The sequence below is a fragment of the Stenotrophomonas maltophilia group sp. Smal12 genome, assembly GCF_037079935.1.
In the GTDB taxonomy this organism is placed as follows: Bacteria; Pseudomonadota; Gammaproteobacteria; order Xanthomonadales; family Xanthomonadaceae; genus Stenotrophomonas; species Stenotrophomonas sepilia.
Window position 1 is genome coordinate 1 of sequence record NZ_JBAWUK010000022.1, and the last position, 19452, is coordinate 19452.

General features: G+C 67.6%; 17 protein-coding genes. 8 read left to right on the forward strand and 9 right to left on the reverse strand.

Features of this window, described 5'->3' with window-relative positions; genetic code table 11:
• Window positions 1-283: 283 nt before the first annotated feature.
• A complete protein-coding gene (locus WDC87_RS11315; protein ID WP_053500013.1) occupies window positions 284-1711 on the reverse strand; it encodes an amino acid permease in 1428 nt (475 codons plus the stop codon).
• Window positions 1712-1793: 82 nt separating this feature from the next.
• Window positions 1794-3269 (reverse strand): amino acid permease, encoded by a 1476-nt coding sequence (locus WDC87_RS11320; RefSeq protein WP_005416354.1) that lies wholly within the window; start codon window positions 3267-3269, stop codon window positions 1794-1796.
• Window positions 3270-3401: 132 nt separating this feature from the next.
• On the opposite strand from WDC87_RS11320, the gene WDC87_RS11325 reads away from it, so the two are divergent.
• On the forward strand, window positions 3402-4016 hold the full coding sequence (locus tag WDC87_RS11325; RefSeq protein WP_252744363.1) for an NUDIX hydrolase: 615 nt from the start codon (window positions 3402-3404) through the stop codon (window positions 4014-4016).
• 109 nt (window positions 4017-4125) lie between these two features.
• Here WDC87_RS11325 and serA read toward each other — a convergent pair whose 3' ends face one another.
• Window positions 4126-5367 carry a phosphoglycerate dehydrogenase gene (serA, locus tag WDC87_RS11330; RefSeq protein ID WP_111008330.1) on the reverse strand — a complete coding sequence of 414 codons (1242 nt, stop codon included), beginning with the start codon at window positions 5365-5367 and terminating at the stop codon, window positions 4126-4128.
• Window positions 5368-5536: 169 nt separating this feature from the next.
• On the opposite strand from serA, the gene WDC87_RS11335 reads away from it, so the two are divergent.
• The 3 genes from WDC87_RS11335 (at window position 5537) to WDC87_RS11345 (ending at window position 9124) form a co-directional block, all read left to right on the forward strand.
• Window positions 5537-6925: an FAD-binding oxidoreductase gene (locus tag WDC87_RS11335; RefSeq protein ID WP_252744362.1), complete on the forward strand. Its 1389-nt coding sequence runs from the start codon at window positions 5537-5539 to the stop codon at window positions 6923-6925.
• Window positions 6926-6987: 62 nt separating this feature from the next.
• Complete coding sequence (locus WDC87_RS11340; protein WP_065196996.1) at window positions 6988-7287, forward strand: DUF2388 domain-containing protein; 300 nt, start codon at window positions 6988-6990, stop codon at window positions 7285-7287.
• Window positions 7288-7327: 40 nt separating this feature from the next.
• Entirely contained in the window at window positions 7328-9124 is a 1797-nt protein-coding gene (locus WDC87_RS11345; RefSeq protein ID WP_252744361.1) for a DUF4105 domain-containing protein, read from the forward strand.
• On the opposite strand, the gene WDC87_RS11350 is transcribed toward WDC87_RS11345, so the two are convergent.
• Together WDC87_RS11350 and WDC87_RS11355 are read right to left on the reverse strand one after the other, a co-directional pair.
• Entirely contained in the window at window positions 9102-10178 is a 1077-nt protein-coding gene (locus WDC87_RS11350; protein WP_065177603.1) for an ATP-binding protein, read from the reverse strand. The two genes, WDC87_RS11345 and WDC87_RS11350, sit on opposite strands and share 23 nt — an antisense overlap.
• Window positions 10178-10894 carry a response regulator gene (locus WDC87_RS11355; RefSeq protein ID WP_005416361.1) on the reverse strand — a complete coding sequence of 239 codons (717 nt, stop codon included), beginning with the start codon at window positions 10892-10894 and terminating at the stop codon, window positions 10178-10180. Before WDC87_RS11355 ends, WDC87_RS11350 begins: the two co-directional genes overlap by 1 nt.
• 129 nt (window positions 10895-11023) lie before the next feature.
• On the opposite strand from WDC87_RS11355, the gene WDC87_RS11360 reads away from it, so the two are divergent.
• The 4 genes from WDC87_RS11360 (at window position 11024) to WDC87_RS11375 (ending at window position 16507) form a co-directional block, all read left to right on the forward strand.
• Window positions 11024-12172 (forward strand): efflux RND transporter periplasmic adaptor subunit, encoded by a 1149-nt coding sequence (locus WDC87_RS11360; protein ID WP_065196766.1) that lies wholly within the window; start codon window positions 11024-11026, stop codon window positions 12170-12172.
• Window positions 12173-12208: 36 nt separating this feature from the next.
• Window positions 12209-15358, forward strand: a complete 3150-nt coding sequence (locus WDC87_RS11365; protein ID WP_252745384.1) for a multidrug efflux RND transporter permease subunit — start codon at window positions 12209-12211, stop codon at window positions 15356-15358.
• Window positions 15339-15731, forward strand: coding sequence for a nuclear transport factor 2 family protein (locus WDC87_RS11370; protein ID WP_069138645.1), 393 nt, complete (start codon window positions 15339-15341; stop codon window positions 15729-15731). The genes WDC87_RS11365 and WDC87_RS11370 overlap by 20 nt, the downstream gene beginning before the upstream one ends.
• Before the next feature lie 83 nt (window positions 15732-15814).
• A complete protein-coding gene (locus WDC87_RS11375) occupies window positions 15815-16507 on the forward strand; it encodes an MliC family protein (protein WP_072169001.1) in 693 nt (230 codons plus the stop codon).
• Window positions 16508-16669: 162 nt separating this feature from the next.
• Here the strand turns inward: WDC87_RS11375 and yeiP are convergent, their stop codons facing one another.
• The 4 genes from yeiP to WDC87_RS11395 all read right to left on the reverse strand — a co-directional run bounded on the left by yeiP (window position 16670) and on the right by WDC87_RS11395 (window position 19450).
• The gene (gene yeiP, locus WDC87_RS11380; RefSeq protein ID WP_005409468.1) at window positions 16670-17236 is read right to left on the reverse strand and encodes an elongation factor P-like protein YeiP; all 567 of its coding nucleotides are present in this window, start codon (window positions 17234-17236) and stop codon (window positions 16670-16672) included.
• A gap of 48 nt (window positions 17237-17284) precedes the next feature.
• Complete coding sequence (locus tag WDC87_RS11385; protein ID WP_065196763.1) at window positions 17285-18055, reverse strand: SDR family oxidoreductase; 771 nt, start codon at window positions 18053-18055, stop codon at window positions 17285-17287.
• A 100-nt stretch (window positions 18056-18155) separates the two neighbouring features.
• Window positions 18156-19052 carry a hydroxymethylglutaryl-CoA lyase gene (locus WDC87_RS11390; protein WP_065177609.1) on the reverse strand — a complete coding sequence of 299 codons (897 nt, stop codon included), beginning with the start codon at window positions 19050-19052 and terminating at the stop codon, window positions 18156-18158.
• Window positions 19049-19450 (reverse strand): VOC family protein, encoded by a 402-nt coding sequence (locus WDC87_RS11395; RefSeq protein ID WP_072169000.1) that lies wholly within the window; start codon window positions 19448-19450, stop codon window positions 19049-19051. The genes WDC87_RS11390 and WDC87_RS11395 overlap by 4 nt, the downstream gene beginning before the upstream one ends.
• Between the last annotated feature and the right edge of the window lie 2 nt (window positions 19451-19452).

Here is a 19452-nt window from a genome sequence, read left to right on the forward strand (position 1 = left end):
ACGGCTTCTACAATCCAGCCCGGCTACACTCGGCGCTGGGCTACCACTCGCCTAACAACTACGCCCGGCAGCTCCGGACTGCCGCCTGAAACGGCTTCATGGCGTCCGTTTTCAGGGGGCCAGATCAGTCAGCCGCATGGATGCGGCTGCCAAGCCTACATGGACGTACTTGCGGCGTCCCCCGCGAACCCATGCCTCCCCGCCAAACCCACAGTCCCGCTCTTGCCGTTGCTCCGGCTTCAAAGGCGGGTGCAGGGCCGCAGGCCCTGCAATGCAGAAAACCTCACTTACCCCGCAGACGGCTGTGCCTGAAGCCGTAGCAGAAATAGATCACGAAACCGACGAAGGTCCAGACGCCCATCAGCATCCAGTTGTGCATCGTCATCGCCGACAGCAGGGCCAGGCAACTCAGCACGCCCAGGCTGCAGATCAGCCAGGCCATCGGCATGCGGAACGGGCGCGGCAGGTCCGGCTGGGTGCGGCGCAGGATCAGCACGCCGGCACACACCGCCGCGAACGCGATCAGCGTGCCCATCGAGGTCAGCTCGCCCAGGATGTCCAGCGGGAACAGCGCCGCCAGCAGCGCGATGCCGATGCCGGTGATCACCGTGTTGATGTGCGGAGTGCGGTACTTCGGGTGGATCCTGGTGAACACCGGCGGCAGCAGGCCGTCGCGGCCCATGATCATGAAGATGCGCGGCTGGCCGATGATCATCACGAGGACCACCGAGGACAGGCCGACCAGCGCGCCGACCTCGACCACCCAGCGCAGCCAACCCAGCTGCGGATGCGCGGCCACCGCGGTCACCACCGGTTCGTCGGTGCCCAGCAGCTGGAACGGCACCAGGCCGGTCATCACCGCGGCCATCGCGATGTAGAGCACGGTGCAGACCACCAGCGACAGCATCATGCCGATCGGCATGTCGCGCTGCGGATTCTTCGATTCCTGCGCCGCCACCGATACCGCCTCGAAGCCGATGTAGGCGAAGAACACCATCGCCGCGCCACGCAGTACGCCTTCCATGCCGTACTTGCCGGGGCCTTCGTTGGCGGGAATGAACGGCGTCCAGTTGCTGGTGTCCACATACTTCCAGCCGACCACGATGACCAGCAGGATCAGGCCGGTCTTGAGCACGACCATCGCCATGTTCATTGCCGATGACTTGCTGATGCCGACGTAGCACAGCCAGGTCAGCAGCAGTACCAGCGCAGCGGCCGGCAGGTTGGCGATCGCGCCGGTGGGGCGCAGCTGTGCATCGAGTGGGGCACTGACCAGCGCCGCCGGTAGATGGATGTCGAACTGGCTGAGCAGGCTGAGGAAATAGCCGGTCCAGCTGACCGCCACCGCCGACGCAGAGACGCCGTATTCGAGCACCAGCATCCAGCCGATGAACCAGGCCGACAGTTCGCCGAAGGTGGCGTAGGTATAGGTATAGGCGCTGCCGGAGACCGGCACCATCGAGGCGAACTCGGCGTAGGCCAGCGCGCAGAAGGCGCAGCAGATGGCGGCCAGCACGAACGACAGCATGATCGCGGGGCCGGCGTGGTTGGCGGCGGCCTGGCCGGTGATGACGAAGATGCCGCCGCCGATCACGGCACCGATGCCGAGGGCGGTCAGGCCCCAGGGGCCGAGGTGGCGGCGCAGGCTCAGGCCGTTGGCGTCTTCATGGGCGGCATGCGGGTGCTTGGTGGCCCACAGTTGCTTGAACATGTGTGGTGGTCTTGTCGAAGCGCGCCGTGTCTGGCGCGCGGGGAAAACGGACGGGCCGGCACAGGGCCGGCCCGTAGGCGGATCAGGGTGACTTGGCCAGCTTGCTGTTGCGCATGCCATAGCCGAGATAGATCAGCATGCCCAGCACGGTCCAGCCGACGAACAGGTGCCAGTGCACCACGAACGCCTGCCAGAACAGGAACAGGCAGGCCGCAGCGCCAAGCGGGCAGATGATCCACACCGCCGGCACGCGGAACGGGCGATGGATCTCCGGCTTGGTATAGCGCAGCACCAGCACGCCGATGCAGACCGTGGCGAAAGCCAGCAGGGTACCCATCGAGACCAGTTCGCCCAGCACGTTCAGCGGCACCAGGCCGGCCAGTGCGGCGGCGATCACGCCGACCACGATCGTGGCCCAATAGGGCGTGCGGAAACGAGCGTGGACCTTGCCGAAGAACTTCGGCAGCAGGCCGTCGCGGGAAATGGTGTAGGCGATGCGGGTCTGGCCCATCATCATCACCAGCACCACCGAGGACAGGCCTGCGATGGCGCCGATCTCGACCAGGGTCTTCAGCCAGGACAGGGTCGGGTAGGGCTCCAGCGCGGTGGCCACCGGCTTGTCGGTGCCCAGCAGGTGGTACGGCATCATGCCGGTCAGCACCGCGCAGACGATGATATAGACGATGGTGCACACGGCCAGCGAGCCGAGCAGGCCGATCGGCATGTTGCGCTGCGGGTCCTTGGTTTCGCCGGCGGCGGTGGAGACCGCATCGAAACCAATGTAGGCGAAGAATACGATGGTGGCCGCGCGGAAGATGCCGCTCCAGCCGAACTCACCCGGCACGCCGGTGTTTTCCGGAATGAAGGGCTGCCAGTTGGCCGGATCGATGTGGGCCGCGCCGATGCCGATGAACAGGCAGATGACGGTGACCTTGATCGCCACGATGATGGCGTTGACGAACGCCGACTGGGTCACGCCCACGTACAGCAGGCCGGACACCGCCGCCACGATCAGCACCGCCGGCAGGTTGAACAGTTTGCCGGAAGATACGAACTCGCTGCCGGTCCAGGCGATGGGTGCGGCGCTGAGCAGGTCCGGGAAGGGCATGTGCAGCGTGGTGGTGATGAAGCTGATCAGGTAGGCCGACCAGCCCACCGCGACCGACGCCGAGGCGAACAGGTACTCCAGCACCAGGCACCAGCCGATGAACCAGGCCATGCCTTCGCCGAGGGTGGCATAGGAATAGGAGTAGGCACTGCCGGAGACCGGCATCATCGCCGCGAACTCGGCGTAGCACAGGCCCGCCAGGGCGCAGGCGAAGCCGGCCAGCACGAACGACAGCATCACCGCCGGGCCGGCGTGGTTGGCTGCGGCCTGGCCGGTCAGCACGAAGATACCAGCGCCGATCACCGCACCCACGCCAAGCAGTATGAGGTGTTTAGCCGTGAGGGTCCGTTTCAACGTGGCTTCGCCGTCCAGGCTGCCTTCGATGGGTTCGCCGGCATCGACGTGCCCGGCCGGCTGGACCGGCTTGACCCTCAACAGAGCTTTCAGCATGCAGTACTTCCTAATGATCGGATGGGGTGGGCCGCCGATACGTTGCCGGCAACCTTGAATGGTGAAGGCCGTGCGAACGGCCCGCTGTACCTTAGCCAAAGCTGAAGCCAACGCACAAGCGCAATCGCAACAATGAACGGCGATAATGAGCAGTATTTTTCCGAACCGCCCCCATTTATGCGCCAGACCGCCGAAACCCTTGCCGTGCTTGACGATCGCCTGCGCGTCCTGTTGCGGGACTATGCCCGCCGCGAGCCCTCCCACGACGCACTGGCTGCCGAATTCGGCACATTGCTGGACGATCCAGAAGATCCGTTCCGTCGCGAACGGCTGGCCGGCCACTTCACCGCAAGCTGCTGGCTGGTCAGTGCCGACGGCCAGCGCCTGCTGCTCACCCATCACCGAAAGCTGCAGCGCTGGCTGCAGCTGGGCGGTCACGCCGACGGCGACCGTGATCTGGCGCAGGTGGCGCTGAAGGAAGCCGAGGAGGAGTCCGGCCTGAGCGGCCTGGTACTGGAAGACCCGGCCATCTTCGATCTGGACAAGCACTGGATTCCCGAGCGCAAGGACGTGCCGGGGCACTGGCACTACGACGTGCGTTTCGTGATCCGGGCGCTGGGGGGCGAGGCCTTCGTGCTCAGCGAGGAATCGCTCGACCTGGCCTGGCGGGCGGTGACCGAAGTCGCGGCCGACCCCGAATCGGATGAATCCATGCAACGCATGGCGCGCCGGTGGTTGGCGCGCTAGCAACCTGTAGAGCCGAGCCGATGCTCGGCTCGATGCAGGCCGGAACCGCAGCCGAGCATGGGCTCGGCTCTACACGTGCAAGGCGGGACGCGCGTCAATACAGCGCGCGTCAATACAGGATGCGCGTACGCAACGTTCCTGGAATGCCGGCCAGCTCGTCGCGCACGGCGGCGGCCTGTGCCTCGCTGGCGGTGATGTCGATCACCACGTAGCCCACCTTCGGGTCGGTACGCAGGAACTGGCCGTCGATGTTGACGTTGTGGCGCGAGAAGATCTCGTTGACCCTGGACAGCACGCCCGGCACGTTCTGGTGGATGTGCAGCAGGCGCAGGCTGTCCTCGTGTTCGGGCAGGGTCACTTCCGGGAAGTTGACCGCCGACAGGGTGCTGCCATTGTCGCTGTAGCGCACCAGCTTGGCCGCCACTTCCACGCCGATGTTGTCCTGCGCTTCCAGCGTGCTGCCGCCCACGTGCGGGGTCAGGATCACGTTGTCGTGGCGGGTCAGCGGCGACTCGAAGATATCGCCGTTGCCCTTCGGTTCAACCGGGAACACGTCCAGCGCGGCACCACCGACGTGGCCGCTGGCCAGCGCAGCGTCCAGCGCATCGATGTCGACCACGGTGCCGCGGGCGGCGTTGATCAGGTGCGCGCCCTTGCGCATCTTCGCCAGCTCGGTGCTGCCGATCATCCACTGCGTGGCCGGCGTCTCCGGCACGTGCAGGGTGACGATGTCGGCGCGTGCCAGCAGGTCGTCCAGGCTGGCCGCTGCACGCGCATTGCCCAGCGCCAGCTTGGTTTCCACGTCGTGGAAGATCACCTGCATGCCCAGCGATTCGGCGAGCACGCCGACCTGGGTGCCGATGTGGCCATAACCGATGATGCCCAGCGTCTTGCCACGCACTTCATGGCTGCCGCTGGCTGACTTCGACCAGCCGCCGCGATGGCATTCGGCGTTCTTCTGCGGGATGCCGCGGGTCAGCATGATCGCCTCGGCGATCACCAGCTCGGCCACGCTGCGGGTGTTGGAATAGGGCGCATTGAACACCGGGATGCCGGCCAGTTCGGCCGCATCCAGGTCGACCTGGTTGGTGCCGATGCAGAAGCAGCCCACCGCGATCAGTCGCTTGGCCTCGGCCAGCACCTCGGCGCTGAGCTGGGTGCGTGAGCGGATGCCGACGATGTGCGCCTCGGCGATGCGTGCCTTCAATTCGTCCTCGGGCAGCGCCTTGGTGTGCGCTTCGATCTGGCTGTAACCGGCGGCGCTGAACACCTCCACGGCGGTCTGGCTGACCCCCTCCAGCAACAGCACGCGGATATCCTGCTTCGGGAACGAGGTCTTCTTCGGCGACATGGGGCAACACGGCCAGTGGGACAGGGGCTGACCACTATGCCAGATCACGGCGCTCATGGTGCAGTGCGCAATTGGTTGCATCCGTAGCTATCGGCCCGGCTGCGGGGCTGGACGCTGGCGCGTGCCGCTGGCACGCTTGCCCGTTCTTCACGCCCCGCGCTGGACCGTCATGACCGATTCCCGCATTGCCTCGCTGCAGCAGGCCTGTCCCGGCCTGAAGCTGAAGACCGACCCGGCCGACCTGGAGCATTACGGGCGCGACTGGACCCGGCGCTGGACGCCGGCGCCGCTGGCGATCGCACTGCCGGCCACGGTCGAGGAGGTACAGGCGGTGATGCGCTGGAGTGCCGCCGAGGGCGTGGCGGTGGTGCCGTCGGGCGGCCGCACCGGCCTCTCGGGTGGCGCGGTGGCGGCCAACGGCGAGCTGGTGCTCAGCCTGGAGAGGATGAACAAGGCACTGGCCTACGACGCGGTCGACCGCACCCTGGTGGTGCAGGCCGGCATGCCGCTGGAAGCCGTGCACAACGCCGCGCTGGACCACGGCCTGATCTACCCGGTGGATTTCGCCGCGCGCGGCTCGTGCACGATCGGCGGCAACATCGCCACCAATGCCGGCGGCATCCGCGTGATCCGCTACGGCAACACCCGCGAGTGGATCGCCGGGCTGAAGGTGGTCACCGCCAGTGGCGAACTGCTCGAGCTCAACAAGGGCCTGATCAAGAACTCCAGCGGCTATGACTTCCGCCAGCTGCTGATTGGTTCGGAAGGTACGTTGGGGGTGATCGTCGAGGCGACGGTGAAGCTGACCGATCCGCCGCCGGCCAGCAACGTGATGCTGCTGGCCGTACCCAGCTTCGAAGTGCTGATGCAGGTGTTCGCCGCGTTCCGCGCGCGCCTGCAGCTGCAGGCCTTCGAGTTCTTCACCGACCGCGCGCTGGAACATGTGCTGGCGCACGGCGCGCAGGCGCCGTTCGACGAGGTGCACCCGTACTACGTGGTCACCGAGTTCGCCGCCAACGACGAAGCGCAGGAAGCGGCGGCGATGGCGGCCTTCGAGGACTGCATGGGCAACGGCTGGGTCAGCGACGGGGTGATCAGTGCCAGCGACGCCCAGGCCGCCCAGCTGTGGCGCCTGCGCGAAGGCATCACCGAATCGCTGGCGCGCTACAAACCCTACAAGAACGACGTCTCGGTACGGATCTCGGCGATGCCGGCGTTCCTGGCCGAGACCCAGGCGCTGATCGGGCAAGCCTACCCGCACTTCGACGTGGTCTGGTTCGGCCACATCGGCGACGGCAACCTGCATATCAACGTGCTCAAGCCCGACGACACCAGTGACGCCGATTTCGTGGCGCAGTGCGAGCACGTCACCAAGCTGCTGGCGCAGGTGCTGGCGCGTTTCGATGGCAGCATCTCGGCCGAGCATGGCATCGGCCTGGTCAAGAAGGGCTACCTGGACAGCACCCGCGGCCCGGCCGAAATCGCGCTGATGAAGGCGGTCAAACGCGCGTTCGATCCCCAAGCGCGGCTGAATCCCGGCAAGCTGTTTGACGCCTGAGCCGGGCAAATCCTTCACCCACCCGTTACGCTCCACCCATCCTCACAACCGGCTTCGAACCGATGACCCGTCCGCTTCTGCTGCTCGCCCTGCTGTCCCTGCCGCTGGCCGGCTTTGCTTCCAGCTTCGCCGGCACCTCGGCCGGTTCTGCCACCGGTGCTTCCTCCGGCTCCTCGGGCAGCAGCTCGGGTGACGACAAGGTGGTGCTGGCCGCGCGCGACGATGCCGCTGCGTTCGTTGCCAGCGACGGCCAGATCCGTGGCGCCCGCCTGCAGGCCGCACTGGCCCACCTGCGTGAGCAGAGCGCCGCCGCGCAGCAGCAGAGCGACCTGGAACTGGCCCGCACACTGCTGGCGCGTTGATCCGGCCTTCGGGTAGTGCCGGCCGCTGGCCGGCAATTCCATGACATCTGCACGGAACGCCGCCACGCTTGGCGTGGCTCTACTGCTGACCGCCCACGTCGCGTCTGCAGCTGATCGCCTGCAGCTTGATCCGTCCGGTCTCGATCCGGCGCAGCAGCGGCTCGCCAGCCAGACCCTGGCCGACGTGCAGTCACTATTGCCGGACGGCCTGCTGGCTGCGTTGCCGGCGCAGGTACGGGTGCGCTGGACGGATGACCTGCCGGCCGATGTGCATGGCCGCACCTTCGCTGGCCGTATCGCGCTGCGCCGGAGTCTGCTGGGCGACAGTGCGCCGGGCGCCCGGCGCGCACGCCGCAGCGCGCTGGTACACGAACTGACGCACGTCGCCGACCGTGGCGGTGCGAACTGGTCGCAGAGCATGCGATGGCGTGACCTCGCGGGTTGGCAGCGCAATCCCTGGCATCTCGGCCGTGGCGACAACGACTTCCGTGACCGCAGCCCCGATGCGTATGAACTGAAGGACCCGGCCGAGTACCTGGCAGTGAACGCCGAGCATTTCGTGCTCGACAGCGAGTTCGCCTGCCGGCGCCCGGCACTGGCGCGGTGGTACCAGGCCCATTTCGGAACCCCGCCATCGCTGCCGCAGTCGCACTGCGCGACCGCGTTGCCCTTGCTGCAGGCCGAATCGGAAGAGGGGGCGGCATCGCTGCTGCAGCTCGACCCCGCGCGTGTCTACGCCGTGGATTACCTGTTCGCCGAAGGCAGCGCGCAGCCGATGAGCCGCTGGGGCCACAGCATGCTGCGATTGGTGATCTGCAGGCCCGGGCGCGCACCGGGGCCGGACTGCAGGCTGGATCTCGAACACCACCGCGTGCTGTCCTTCCGCGCGTTCGTGGGCGACGTGCAGATATCCAACTGGCGCGGCTTGACCGGCGGCTACCCGTCGCGGCTGTTCGTGCTGCCGCTGCAGCAGGTGGTGGACGAGTACACCAAGGTCGAACTGCGCGGCCTGCAGTCGCTGCCATTGCGGCTGCAGCGCGATGAGATCGCCAGCCTGCTCGAGCGCACCGCCCAGGTGCACTGGAGCTATGACGGGCGCTATTACTTCGTCAGCAACAACTGTGCGGTGGAGACCGCCAAGCTGCTGCAGGCCGGAGTGCCGCGGCTGGGCGAGGCCGGGCTGGCCCAGCTGAGTCCGCGTGGTCTCAAGCGCCGGCTGGCGCGGCTGGGCATGCTCGACGAGCGGGTACTCACGGACCGCAACGCCGCGCAGGCACAGGGGTATTACTTCGCTTCCGCGCGCGACCACTACCAGCAGTTGTTCACAGTGGCGGCGACCCAGCTGAGCCTGCCCGCCCGCGATGTGCGCGGCTGGTTGAAGCTGCCGGCGGAACAACGGGCACCGTGGCTGCTGAAGGGCGACCTGCGCGCCAGTGCCGGCCTGCTGTTGCTGGAACAGGCCGCACAGCGGCGTGCCGAGCTGCGGGCACGCGATGTGCTCAAGCGGCAGCTGCTGGCTGCTGCGGACAGCGCGGAAACCCGCAGCCTGCGCGGCCTGCTGGCGCAGAGTGGGCAGTGGTTGCGCCCGGGGACGCTGCTGCAGGACGGCGGCTATGGGTTGCCGCTGGGCGACGAGCAGGTACTGCTGTCTGCGGCCGTGGCCACTGCCAGTGCGCAGGCGGTACCGGCATGGCAGGCATTGCGTGTGCAGCTTCGCCAGCAGTTGCCGGCGCAGCAGCGTGAGGAAATGGATGCGATCGACGCCAATCTGGCCGCGCTGGGAGCACACCTGCGCACGCAGGCCGCTGGTCCGGCTACTGGCGCGGCAGTTCGATGACGAAACGGCTGCCGCCGCAGCTGCCGGGCGTGCAGCAGGCACGGCCACCATGTGCATCGGCGATGGCCTTGACCACCGCCAGGCCAAGCCCGCTGCCACCGCCCTGGCGCGAACGTGAGCCGTCGGCGCGCATGAACGGAGTGAAGATGTCGGCATGCAGTCCGGGATCGATCCCCGGGCCTTCATCCTCGATGGCCACCTGCACATGGCCCGGCGTGTCATGCACGGCGATGCGCACCTTGCCTGGGCTGGCATAGCGACGCGCGTTTTCCAGCAGCGCCAGCAGCGCCTGGCGCAGGCGCGTGGGATCACAGTGCGCGTTGTGTTCCTCGCGGCTGGTTTCCAGTTCCAGCACGAAGCCCGCAGCGCGGAACTGCGGGTCGACCAGCGTCATCACCGAATGCACCTCGGCCACCACGTCGGTGCGTGCGCGACGCACGTCCAGCCGCGCATTGTCGGACAGGCTCAGCACGCGCAGATCTTCGATCAGTCGCGACAGCCCTTCGACCTGGGCGAGCAGGCTGCGGAACTGCGACTCGTCCGGCTGGAACACGCCCTCGGCCAGTCCCTGCAGGCGGCCGCGCAGGATCGTCACCGGAGTACGCAGCTCATGTGCGATGGCCGCATGCCACATCGCGCGCTCGCTCTCCATGTGCTGCAGGCGGCGCGCCATCGCATTGAAGTCCTCAACCAGGGTTGCCACTTCGCCCGGCGAATTCTCCTCGACGTTGGCGCGCGCCCCAAGGTCACCGCTGGCGAGCGCACGCACGCTGTCCACCAGCGAATTCAACGGCGACAGGATGCGGTGGGCGAGGCGGAACGAGGCGGCGATGGCCAGCGCCAGGCCGGTCAGGATCACGCCCACCATCCATGCCAGCTCCGGCCCGGTCGGCAGCCAGCTTTCCGGCTCTTCGGTACTTCCGGGGAAGAACTCGACCAGCACCGCGTACAGCAGCCACGACGACAGGATCATCATCACGATGACGCCGATCACCATCAGCGACATCGAGACGATGATGTGGCGGCTGAGCCCGGAACGGCGCAGTCGGGCCATCAGCGGTCAGCCATCAACCGGTAGCCGACGCCGCGCACACTGGCCGGAACATTGACCATGCCCACTTCGTCCAGCTTGCGGCGCAGCTTGCTGACATGGCTGTCGACAGTGCGCTCCAGCGCTTCGCTTTCCGGCAGGCATTCGTGCATCAGCTCGCTGCGGCTGAAGATGCGGGTCGGTGCCAGCGCCATGCAGTGCAGCAGCTTGAACTCGGTGAGCGTGAGCAGCACTTCGTGACTATAGCCTTCGCCCTCCACGTGCACGGCGTGGGTGGCCGAGTCGATCAGCAGCGGGCCGACGCGCAGCGCAGTGGGCGCGTCCACGCGCGAGGCGCGCAGCGTACGCCGCAGCACCGCGCGCACGCGCGCCGCCACCTCGGCCGGGTTGAACGGCTTGACCACGTAGTCGTCGGCACCCATGCGCAGCGCGGTCAGCTTGTCCAGGTCCTGGTCCAGCGCGGTCAGCATGATCACCGGCGTCTCACCACGCTGGCGCAGCTGGGTCAGCACGCTCCAGCCATCCAGGCGTGGCAGCTGTACATCGAGCAGGACCAGGTCGGGGCGGGCGCTGCGATGCAGGTCCAGTGCGCTATGGCCATCGGCCGCGCGCAGCGTGCGCAGTCCTTCGCGTTCCAGGTAGGCGCTGAGAATATCGGCGATCTCGGCCTCATCCTCGACGATCAGGACCAGGGCGGCGAGGGCGGGGGAGGCATGCATGCAGGGGCGGGGCCGTAAGGTGCTTGCCTCCATCGTATCTCCACAGTTCCTCCATCGAAACCCCATCATTGCCACGCACACTGCGCGCTTCAGAACCTATCCGCCGCCTGCGCGGCATTGTGCACAGCAATGAGAACCTTCAGGACTCCGGTCGCGTTGATCGCGGCCCTCGCCCTGGCCATGACGGCCTGCTCAACCCCCGAAGCCACTCCCGAAGCCGCACCGCGTGTCAGCGTGGTCACCGTCGGCCCGCAGGTGGTACAGCGCGATGACGAACTGCCCGGCCGCGTGGCTGCCGTGCGCACCGCACAGATCCGTGCCCAGGTGGGCGGCATCGTGCAGCGCCGCCTGTTCGACCAGGGCGCAGAAGTGAGCGCCGGCCAGGCCCTGTTCCAGATCGATCCGGCGGCGTTCCGTGCAGATGTTGATTCGGCACTGGCAGCCCTTCAGCGCAGCGAAGCGGCGCTGGGCCGCAGCCGCGTGCAGTCGCAGCGCCTGCATGCACTGGCCGCCGCACAGGCCGTCAGCCAGCAGCATCGCGACGATGCCAGTGCCGAGTACGAACAGGCCCGTGCCGCGGTGAACGAAGCGCGCGCGATCCTGGCCCGTCGCCAGCTTGACCTGCGCTATGCCACGGTCAGCGCGCCGATCGCCGGCCGCATCGACCAGGCGCTGGTGACCGAAGGCGCACTGGTGGGCGTGGCCGATGCCGAGCCGATGGCAGTGGTGCAGCAGATCGACCAGGTCTACGTCGATGTGCGCCAACCGGCGGCGCAGCTGGAGTCTCTGCAGCGCAGTGCCGCCGGTGGCGGCGAGCTGCCGGTGACGATCATCGGTGCCAGCGGCAAGCCACTGCCCGAACGCGGCCAACTGCTGTTCTCCGGCATCAATGTCGATGCGCGAACCGGTGATGTCATCCTGCGCATCCTGGTCGACAACCCGCAGCGACAGCTGCTGCCCGGCATGTACGTGCGCGCGAGGGTGCCACGTGGCGCGCCGGCCAGTGCATTGACCGTGCCACAGCAGGCGGTGCTGCGCAGCGCCGGTGGCCAGGCCTATGCCTGGGTGATCGGCGCCGACGGCAAGGCGGTGATCCGCACGCTGGAAGTGGACGGCAGTGTCGATCGCCAGTGGCTGGTGCGCACGGGCCTGAAGGCCGGCGAGAAGGTGGTGGTCGAGGGCCAGGAGCGCCTGCAGGAAGGCGTGGTGGTCGATGCGCGCGACTGGCAGATGCCGGTCGCCAGCGCCGGTGCAGTGCAGGCCGGCAGCAAGGGCTGAGCCTTTCCGGGGCCGGTCCCTCCAGGGAAATCCAACATGGCACGTTTCTTCATCGATCGCCCGGTGTTCGCCTGGGTGCTGGCGATCTTCATCATCCTGGCCGGCGTGCTGGCGATCCCGCGGCTGGCGGTGGAGCGCTATCCAGCAGTCGCCCCGCCCAGCGTCAGCATCTATGCCAGCTACCCGGGTGCCAGCCCGCAGACGCTGAATGATGCCGTGGTTGGCCTGATCGAGCGCGAGCTGTCCAGCGTCAAGCACCTGCTGTACTTCGAGTCGTCGGTGGACGCGTCCGGCGAAGCGTCGATCACTGCCACCTTCAAGCCCGGCACCAATCCGGAGCTGGCGCAGGTGGACGTGCAGAACCGGATCAAGGCGATCGAACCGCGGCTGCCGCGCAGCGTGCGCCAGAACGGCCTGTTCGTGGAGGCCGCTGATTCCGGCTTCCTGATGCTGGTCGGCCTGCGTTCGCCCGATGCCAGCGTCAGCGAGGCCGCGCTGGGCGATTTCATGGCGCGCAACATCATCGAAGAGCTGCGCCGTATCGATGGCGTCGGCCGCGTGCAGTTGTTCGGTGCCGAGCAGGCGATGCGCGTGTGGCTGGACCCGACCCGGTTGACCGGCTACGGCTTGACCATGGGCGATGTGGCCGCCGCCATCGAGCAGCAGAACCTGGAGATTTCGCCAGGACGCATTGGTGATTCGCCGGGTGTTCCAGGCCAGCGCATCACCGTGCCGCTCAGTGCCGACGGCCAGTTGTCCACGCCGGAACAGTTCGCGGCGATCGTACTGCGTGCCGGCGCCGACGGTTCACGGGTGGTGCTGGGTGATGTCGCCCGCGTCGAGCTGGGCGCGCAGAGCTATGCCTGGGGCACCCGCGAGGACGGCCATCCAGCCACTGCGGCCGGCGTGCAGCTGCGCCCGGGCGCGAACGCGGTGCGTACCGCTGCGGCGGTGCGTGAGCGCATGGCTGAGCTGGCGCCGCTGCTGCCGCGCGGGGTGGAAGCGAGCATCCCGTTCGACACCGCGCCGTTCGTGAAGATATCGATCCAGAAGGTGGTGCAGACCCTGCTGGAGGCGATGCTGCTGGTGTTCGCGGTGATGTACCTGTTCCTGCAGAACTGGCGTTACACGCTGATCCCGGCGCTGGTCGCACCGATCGCGCTGCTGGGTACGTTCGCGGTGATGCTGGCGCTGGGCTTCTCGATCAACGTGCTGACCATGTTCGGCATGGTGCTGGCCATCGGCATCATCGTCGACGACGCGATCGTGGTGGTCGAGGGCGTGGAACGGATCATGGCCGAGGAGGGCCTGCCGCCGCGCGAGGCCACCATCAAGGCGATGCGTGAACTGACCGGCGCAGTGATCGGCATTACCCTGGTGCTGACCGCGGTGTTCATCCCGATGGCGTTCGCCAGCGGTTCGGTGGGCGCGATCTACCGTCAGTTCACCGTGGCGATGGCGGTGTCGATCCTGTTCTCGGCGCTGCTGGCCCTGAGCCTGACGCCGGCGCTGTGCGCGACCCTGCTGCGCCAGGCCAACCACGGCCATCACGGTCGCGGCGGGCTGTTCGGCGCCTTCAACCGGGGCTTCGAGCGGATGACCGGGCATTACCAGCGTGGTGTGGCGACGGTGCTGCAGCGGAGCGGGCGGGTGATGGGCGTGTTCGCCGCACTGGTGGCGGCGTTGCTGCTGGGCCTGCACTGGCTGCCGGGCGCATTCCTGCCGGAAGAAGACCAGGGCTATTTCATGACCTCGATCCAGCTGCCGGCCGAGGCGACGGCCGAGCGTACGCTGGCCGTGGTCGAAGCCTACGAACGGCACGTGGCCTCGCGTCCGGGCATCGGCTCCAACCAGTCGATCCTCGGCTACAGCTTTTCCGGTTCCGGCCCGAGTGCGGCGCTGACCTACACCATGCTGAAGGACTGGGGTGAGCGCGCAGGCGCAACCGCGGCCGGTGAGGTGGAGGCCGCGCAGCAGGCGATGGCCACGATTGCCGAGGGCGAGGTGATGAGCGTGATGCCGCCGGCCATCGACAGCCTGGGACGTTCGTCCGGCTTCTCGCTGGCGCTGCAGGCGCGCACCGGGCAGGGCCAGGCCGAACTGCGCGCGGCCCTGCAGCAGCTGCTGAAGCTGGCCGAAGCCAGCCCGCTGCTGTCGGAGGTGCATGCCGATGGCCTGCCGGCCGGCACCAGCGTGCGGCTGGACATCGACCGGGCCAAGGCCGAGGCAATGGGCGTGGGCTTCGAGCAGATCAGCAGCACGCTGTCGGCAGCCATGGGCTCGCAGTACGTCAACGACTTCCCCAACAAGGGACGGCTGCAGCAGGTGATCCTGCAGGCCGATGCGCCGCACCGGATGGAGCTGGAAGACGTGCTGAAGCTGTACGTGCGCAACAGCGAGGGCGGCATGGTGGCGTTGTCCGAGCTGGTCACCCCGCACTGGACCGAAGCGCCGTTGCAGCTTCAGCGCTATCTTGGCTTCCCGGCGCTGAACCTGTCCGGCGCCCCGGCCTCTGGCGTGTCGACCGGCCAGGCCATGGCGGAGATGGAGCGGTTGGCCGAAAAGCTGCCGTCCGGTTTTGCCCTGCAGTGGACCAGCCAGTCGCTGCAGGAGCGTGAGTCGGGGGCGCAGGCGCCGTGGCTGCTGTTGTTGTCGATGCTGGTGGTGTTCCTGGTGCTTGCCGCGCTGTACGAGAGCTGGTCGATTCCGTTGGCGGTGCTGCTGGTGGTGCCACTGGGCCTGCTTGGCGCGGTCGCCGCGGTGCTGTTGCGCGGCATGCCCAACGACGTGTTCTTCAAGGTCGGCATGATCACCGTGATCGGGCTGTCGGCGAAGAACGCGATCCTCATCGTCGAATTCGCGCGCCAGCTGCAGCAGCAGGGGCGCGGTCTGGTTGAAGCAGCGCTGGAGGCGGCGCGGCTGCGCCTGCGCCCGATCGTGATGACCTCGCTGGCGTTCGCGCTGGGCGTGGTGCCGCTGATGCTGGCGCAGGGCGCGTCGAAGGAAACCCAGCAGGCGATTGGAACCGGTGTGTTCGGCGGCATGGTCAGTGCGACCGTGCTGGCGGTGTTCTTCGTGCCGGTCTTCTATGTAGTGGTGCAGGGCGCGCGGCAGTGGATCGCGCAGCGCCTGCGCAGGCGCCGGCCGATGCCGGGAGGAACCGTGGATGGAACGGAACATCGTTGAAGATCTGCATGAGCAGCAGTTGTTGGCGCTGGAGCAGCGCCTGTGCGCAGCGCTGCTGGAGAACAATCACGATGCGTTGAACGCGCTGGTATCGCCAGCCTTGTTCATGATGGACGGCCACGGTGGCCGCATGCTCGATCTGCCGTGGCTGGGTGATTGGTTGGCGGGTAGCCTGCAGGTGCGAGGCCTGCAGCTGCACGCCGTTGAAACGCTGCTGTGTGGTCGGCTGGCACTGCTGTCCAGCAACGTGCGGATGTCGGTCTGGCAGCAGGGCCGCGAGCGCGAACTGAAGCTGCGCCTGTTGCGGGTCTGGACCTGCAGTTCCGGCGGCAGTGGCGCGCAGCTGCTGTCGATGGCGGTGCTGGCCGCATGAGTGCGGTCAGGCCGTTTTCAGGCCCCGCTCACCGCGAGGTGGTAGGGTCGAGCATTCCTGTAGTGTCGACAAGGAGTCGAGCCATGCGTGTAGTTCCCAGTCTGTTGGCAGCGTCCCTGGGGTTGGTCCTGGCCGCGTGCCAGCCGGCCCAGGCACCCGCGGCGGGCAGCAATGACGCCTCGCCTGCCACGCTGCAGCCGAGCGCCAACACGGAAGGTGGCAGCGAGACCGCCTACCAGTGTGGTGATCTGAGTGTGGGCGCGACCTTCAATGGCGAGGATGCTGCCACGCTGGTGATCGGCGAGCGTCGCTTCGCCATGACCTCCGAGCGCGCGGCATCCGGCGCCAAGTACAGCGATGGCCTTGGCAACAGCTTCTGGACCAAGGGCAGCGATGATGGCCTGCTGAGCCTGAAGGGCGAGCCGGATCGCGAGTGCCATGCGGTGGAAGCCACCGAAGGCGATGGCAGCGCCGGCAATGCCGCGTTCCGTGCCACCGGCAATGAACCTGGATGGCTAGCAGTCGTCGATGGCGATATGCCGGGCCTGCAGGTGGAAGTTGACTACGGCGAGCGCCGCTTTGACGTGGCCAGGCCCACCCAGGGCGCTGATGGATGGAGCGGCAAGGCGTCCGACGGCACCGACGTCAAGCTCAGCTTCCAGCGCACCACCTGCCAGGATGACATGAGCGGCGAGGCATTCGAGGCCAAGGCGATGCTGACTGTCGGTACCCGCCAGTACCATGGCTGCGGCAACTTCGGTGCGAAACAGCCGTAAGTTTCCTGTAGAGCCGAGCCCACGCTCGGCTGCAGCACCTGTCCAACCCACCGCAGCCGAGCGCGGGCTCGGCTCTACACAACTGCTGTCAGCGATGCGCCGCTTGCTGCCTGCGGCGAACTTGCCGCAGGCAGCGATCGGCAGACGATCGGCGCAGGGTGCTTAGTCGGCACGGCCGGCGAATTCGCCGGTGGCGGTGTTCACCAGCACGCGCTCGCCGTTGACGATGTACTCCGGCACCATGATCTCGATGCCGGTGTTGAGCTTGGCCGGCTTCGGGCGCTTGGTGGCGGTGCCACCCTTCAGTTCCGGCGGCGTCTCGATCACTTCCAGCACCACGGAGGCCGGCAGCTGGATCGCCACCGGCTGCTCGTCGATCACCTGCACGTAGATGCCGGTCAGGCCGTCGGTGATGTAACCGGCGTCGTCGCCGATCACGTCCGCGTCCAGGGTGTACGGGGTGTAGTCCTCGTCATCGAGGAACACGAAGGCATCGCCGTCCTTGTACGAATAGGTGGACTGGCGGCGCAGCAGTTCGACCTCGACCAGGTTGTCGTCGGCATCGAAGCTGGCGTCGAGCTTGTTGCCGCCCGGCACGCTGTACATGATGAAGCGGAAGCGGACGTTGCCGCCGCGACCCTGCGGCGAGCTGCGCTCGATGTCGCGGATCTGGTACACGCCGTTGTTGTACTCGACGACGTTGCCCTTCTTGATGTCGTTGGCTTTCATGGTGATCTAGGTCGTTGGGGGAGGGCGCCGTCCCGGCGCCCGGGGGAATCACTTCGGAGCGAGGCGGGTAGCGCCGTCCAGGCGGATGGTCTCGCCGTTGAGGTAGGTGTTGCCAAGGATGAAGCCGACCAGGCTGGCGAAGTCTTCCGGCTTGCCCAGGCGCGACGGGAACGGGATCGAGGCGGCCAGCGACTGCTGCACGGCTTCGGGCATGCCATCGACCATCGGCGTCCAGAACACGCCCGGGGCGATGGTATTGACGCGGATCCCGAAGCGCGACAGTTCGCGTGCCATCGGCAGCGTCATCGACACCACGCCGCCCTTGCTGGCGGCATAGGCGGCCTGGCCGATCTGGCCTTCATAGGCGGCGATGCTGGCGGTGTTGATGATCACCCCGCGCTCGCCATCGATGCCGGCCTCGTTGTGCTGCATGCGGTTGGCCGCGGCCTTGGCGACATTGAAGCTGCCGACCAGATTGACCATCACCGTGCCCTGGAAGCCGGCCAGCGGCATCGGGCCGTCCTTGCCCAGCACGCGGCCGGCGCCGAGGATGCCGGCGCAGTTCATTGCCACGTTCAGGCCGCCGAGGAAATCGTGGGCCTGGTCGATGGCCGCAGCCACGGCGGCCTCATCGCTGACGTTGACGTTGAAATAGCGGGCGTTGTCGGCACCCAGCCCGGCAACGGCGGTCGCACCCTTGTCGTCGTTGAGATCGAACAGGGCCACCTTGCCGCCCTGGGCGACGAGGTGCTGGGCCACAGCCAGGCCGAGGCCGGAGACGCCACCAGTGATCACGGCACGTACGGAAGACAGCTGCATTGAACGGTCCTGCAGGTTCGAGAACCGCCGATTCTAACGGAAGCCGCGACCGTCGCTGTTGTGCACTGCGCCGCCGCAGCAGGGCGGCGCAGTGCGGCGGTCAACCTGCGGCGGCCAGCGCCTGCCCGGTGCGGCTGGCGGTGGCGCGACCGAGCAGGCCGGCCAGCCAGCGGCCGGTCTCGGCCAGTGCCGGCAGGTCCACGCCGCTGTCCAGGCCCAGGCCCTGCAGCAGGTAGACCACGTCTTCGCTGGCCACATTGCCGCTGGCGCCCTTCGCATACGGGCAGCCACCGGCGCCGGAGACGGCACTGTCGACCACGCGCACGCCTTCTTCCAGGCAGGTGGCGATGTTGGCGATGGCCTGGCCGTAGGTGTCGTGGAAGTGCACGGCCAGTGCCGTCATCGGAATCTCGGCCGCCACCGCCTGCAGCATCGCCCGTGCCTTGCGCGGGGTGCCGACGCCGATGGTGTCGCCCAGCGAGATTTCGTAACAGCCCATCTGGTGCAGCGCGCGCGCCACGCGCACCACGTCGGCCAGCGGCACCTCGCCCTGGTAGGGGCAGCCGAGCACGGTGGAGACGTAGCCGCGCACGCGCACGCCATCGGCGGCGGCGCGGCGCAGGATGGGCTCGAACCGGGCGAGCGACTCGTCGATGCCGGCATTGGTATTGGTGCGGTTGAACGCCTCGGACGCGGCAGTGAACACCGCCACCTCCTCGACGCCGACCGCACGGGCGCGGTCGTAGCCCTGTTCGTTCGGTACCAGCACCGGGTAGTGGACACCCGGCCTGCGCTGGATGCCGGCATAGACCTCGGCGGCGTCGGCCAGTTGCGGGATCCACTTCGGGCTGACGAAGCTGGTCGCCTCGATGCTGCGCAGGCCGGTGGCCGACAGGCGGTTGATCAGTTCGATCTTGTCGGCGGTGGACACCGACTGCTTTTCGTTCTGCAGGCCGTCACGCGGGCCGACCTCGACGATGCGGACGTAATCGCTCATGCGGCTGCCCCATCGGCGGGGCGGTGGCAGACCGCTTCGATGTTGTTGCCGTCCGGGTCGAGCACGAAGGCCGCGTAGTAATCCGGGTGATACCACGGGCGCAGGCCCGGCGCGCCGTTGTCGCGGCCGCCGGCGGCGAGCGCGGCGGCATGGAAGGCATCCACCTGCGCACGGCTGGCGCAGGCGAAGGCCACGTGTACGCCGTGACTGGCGGTGCCGCCATTGCCGAGCCAGAAGAACGGCTTGCCGTCGCTGCCGAAGCCGACGTGGTCGTGGTCGCCGGTCTGTTCGGCGGTCACTTCCATCACCACGCCGATCTGCAGCGGCGCCAGTGCCTGCAGGAAGAAGGTCCTGCTGCGCGCCAGGTCGGCGCTGGTCAAACCAAGATGATCGAGCATGT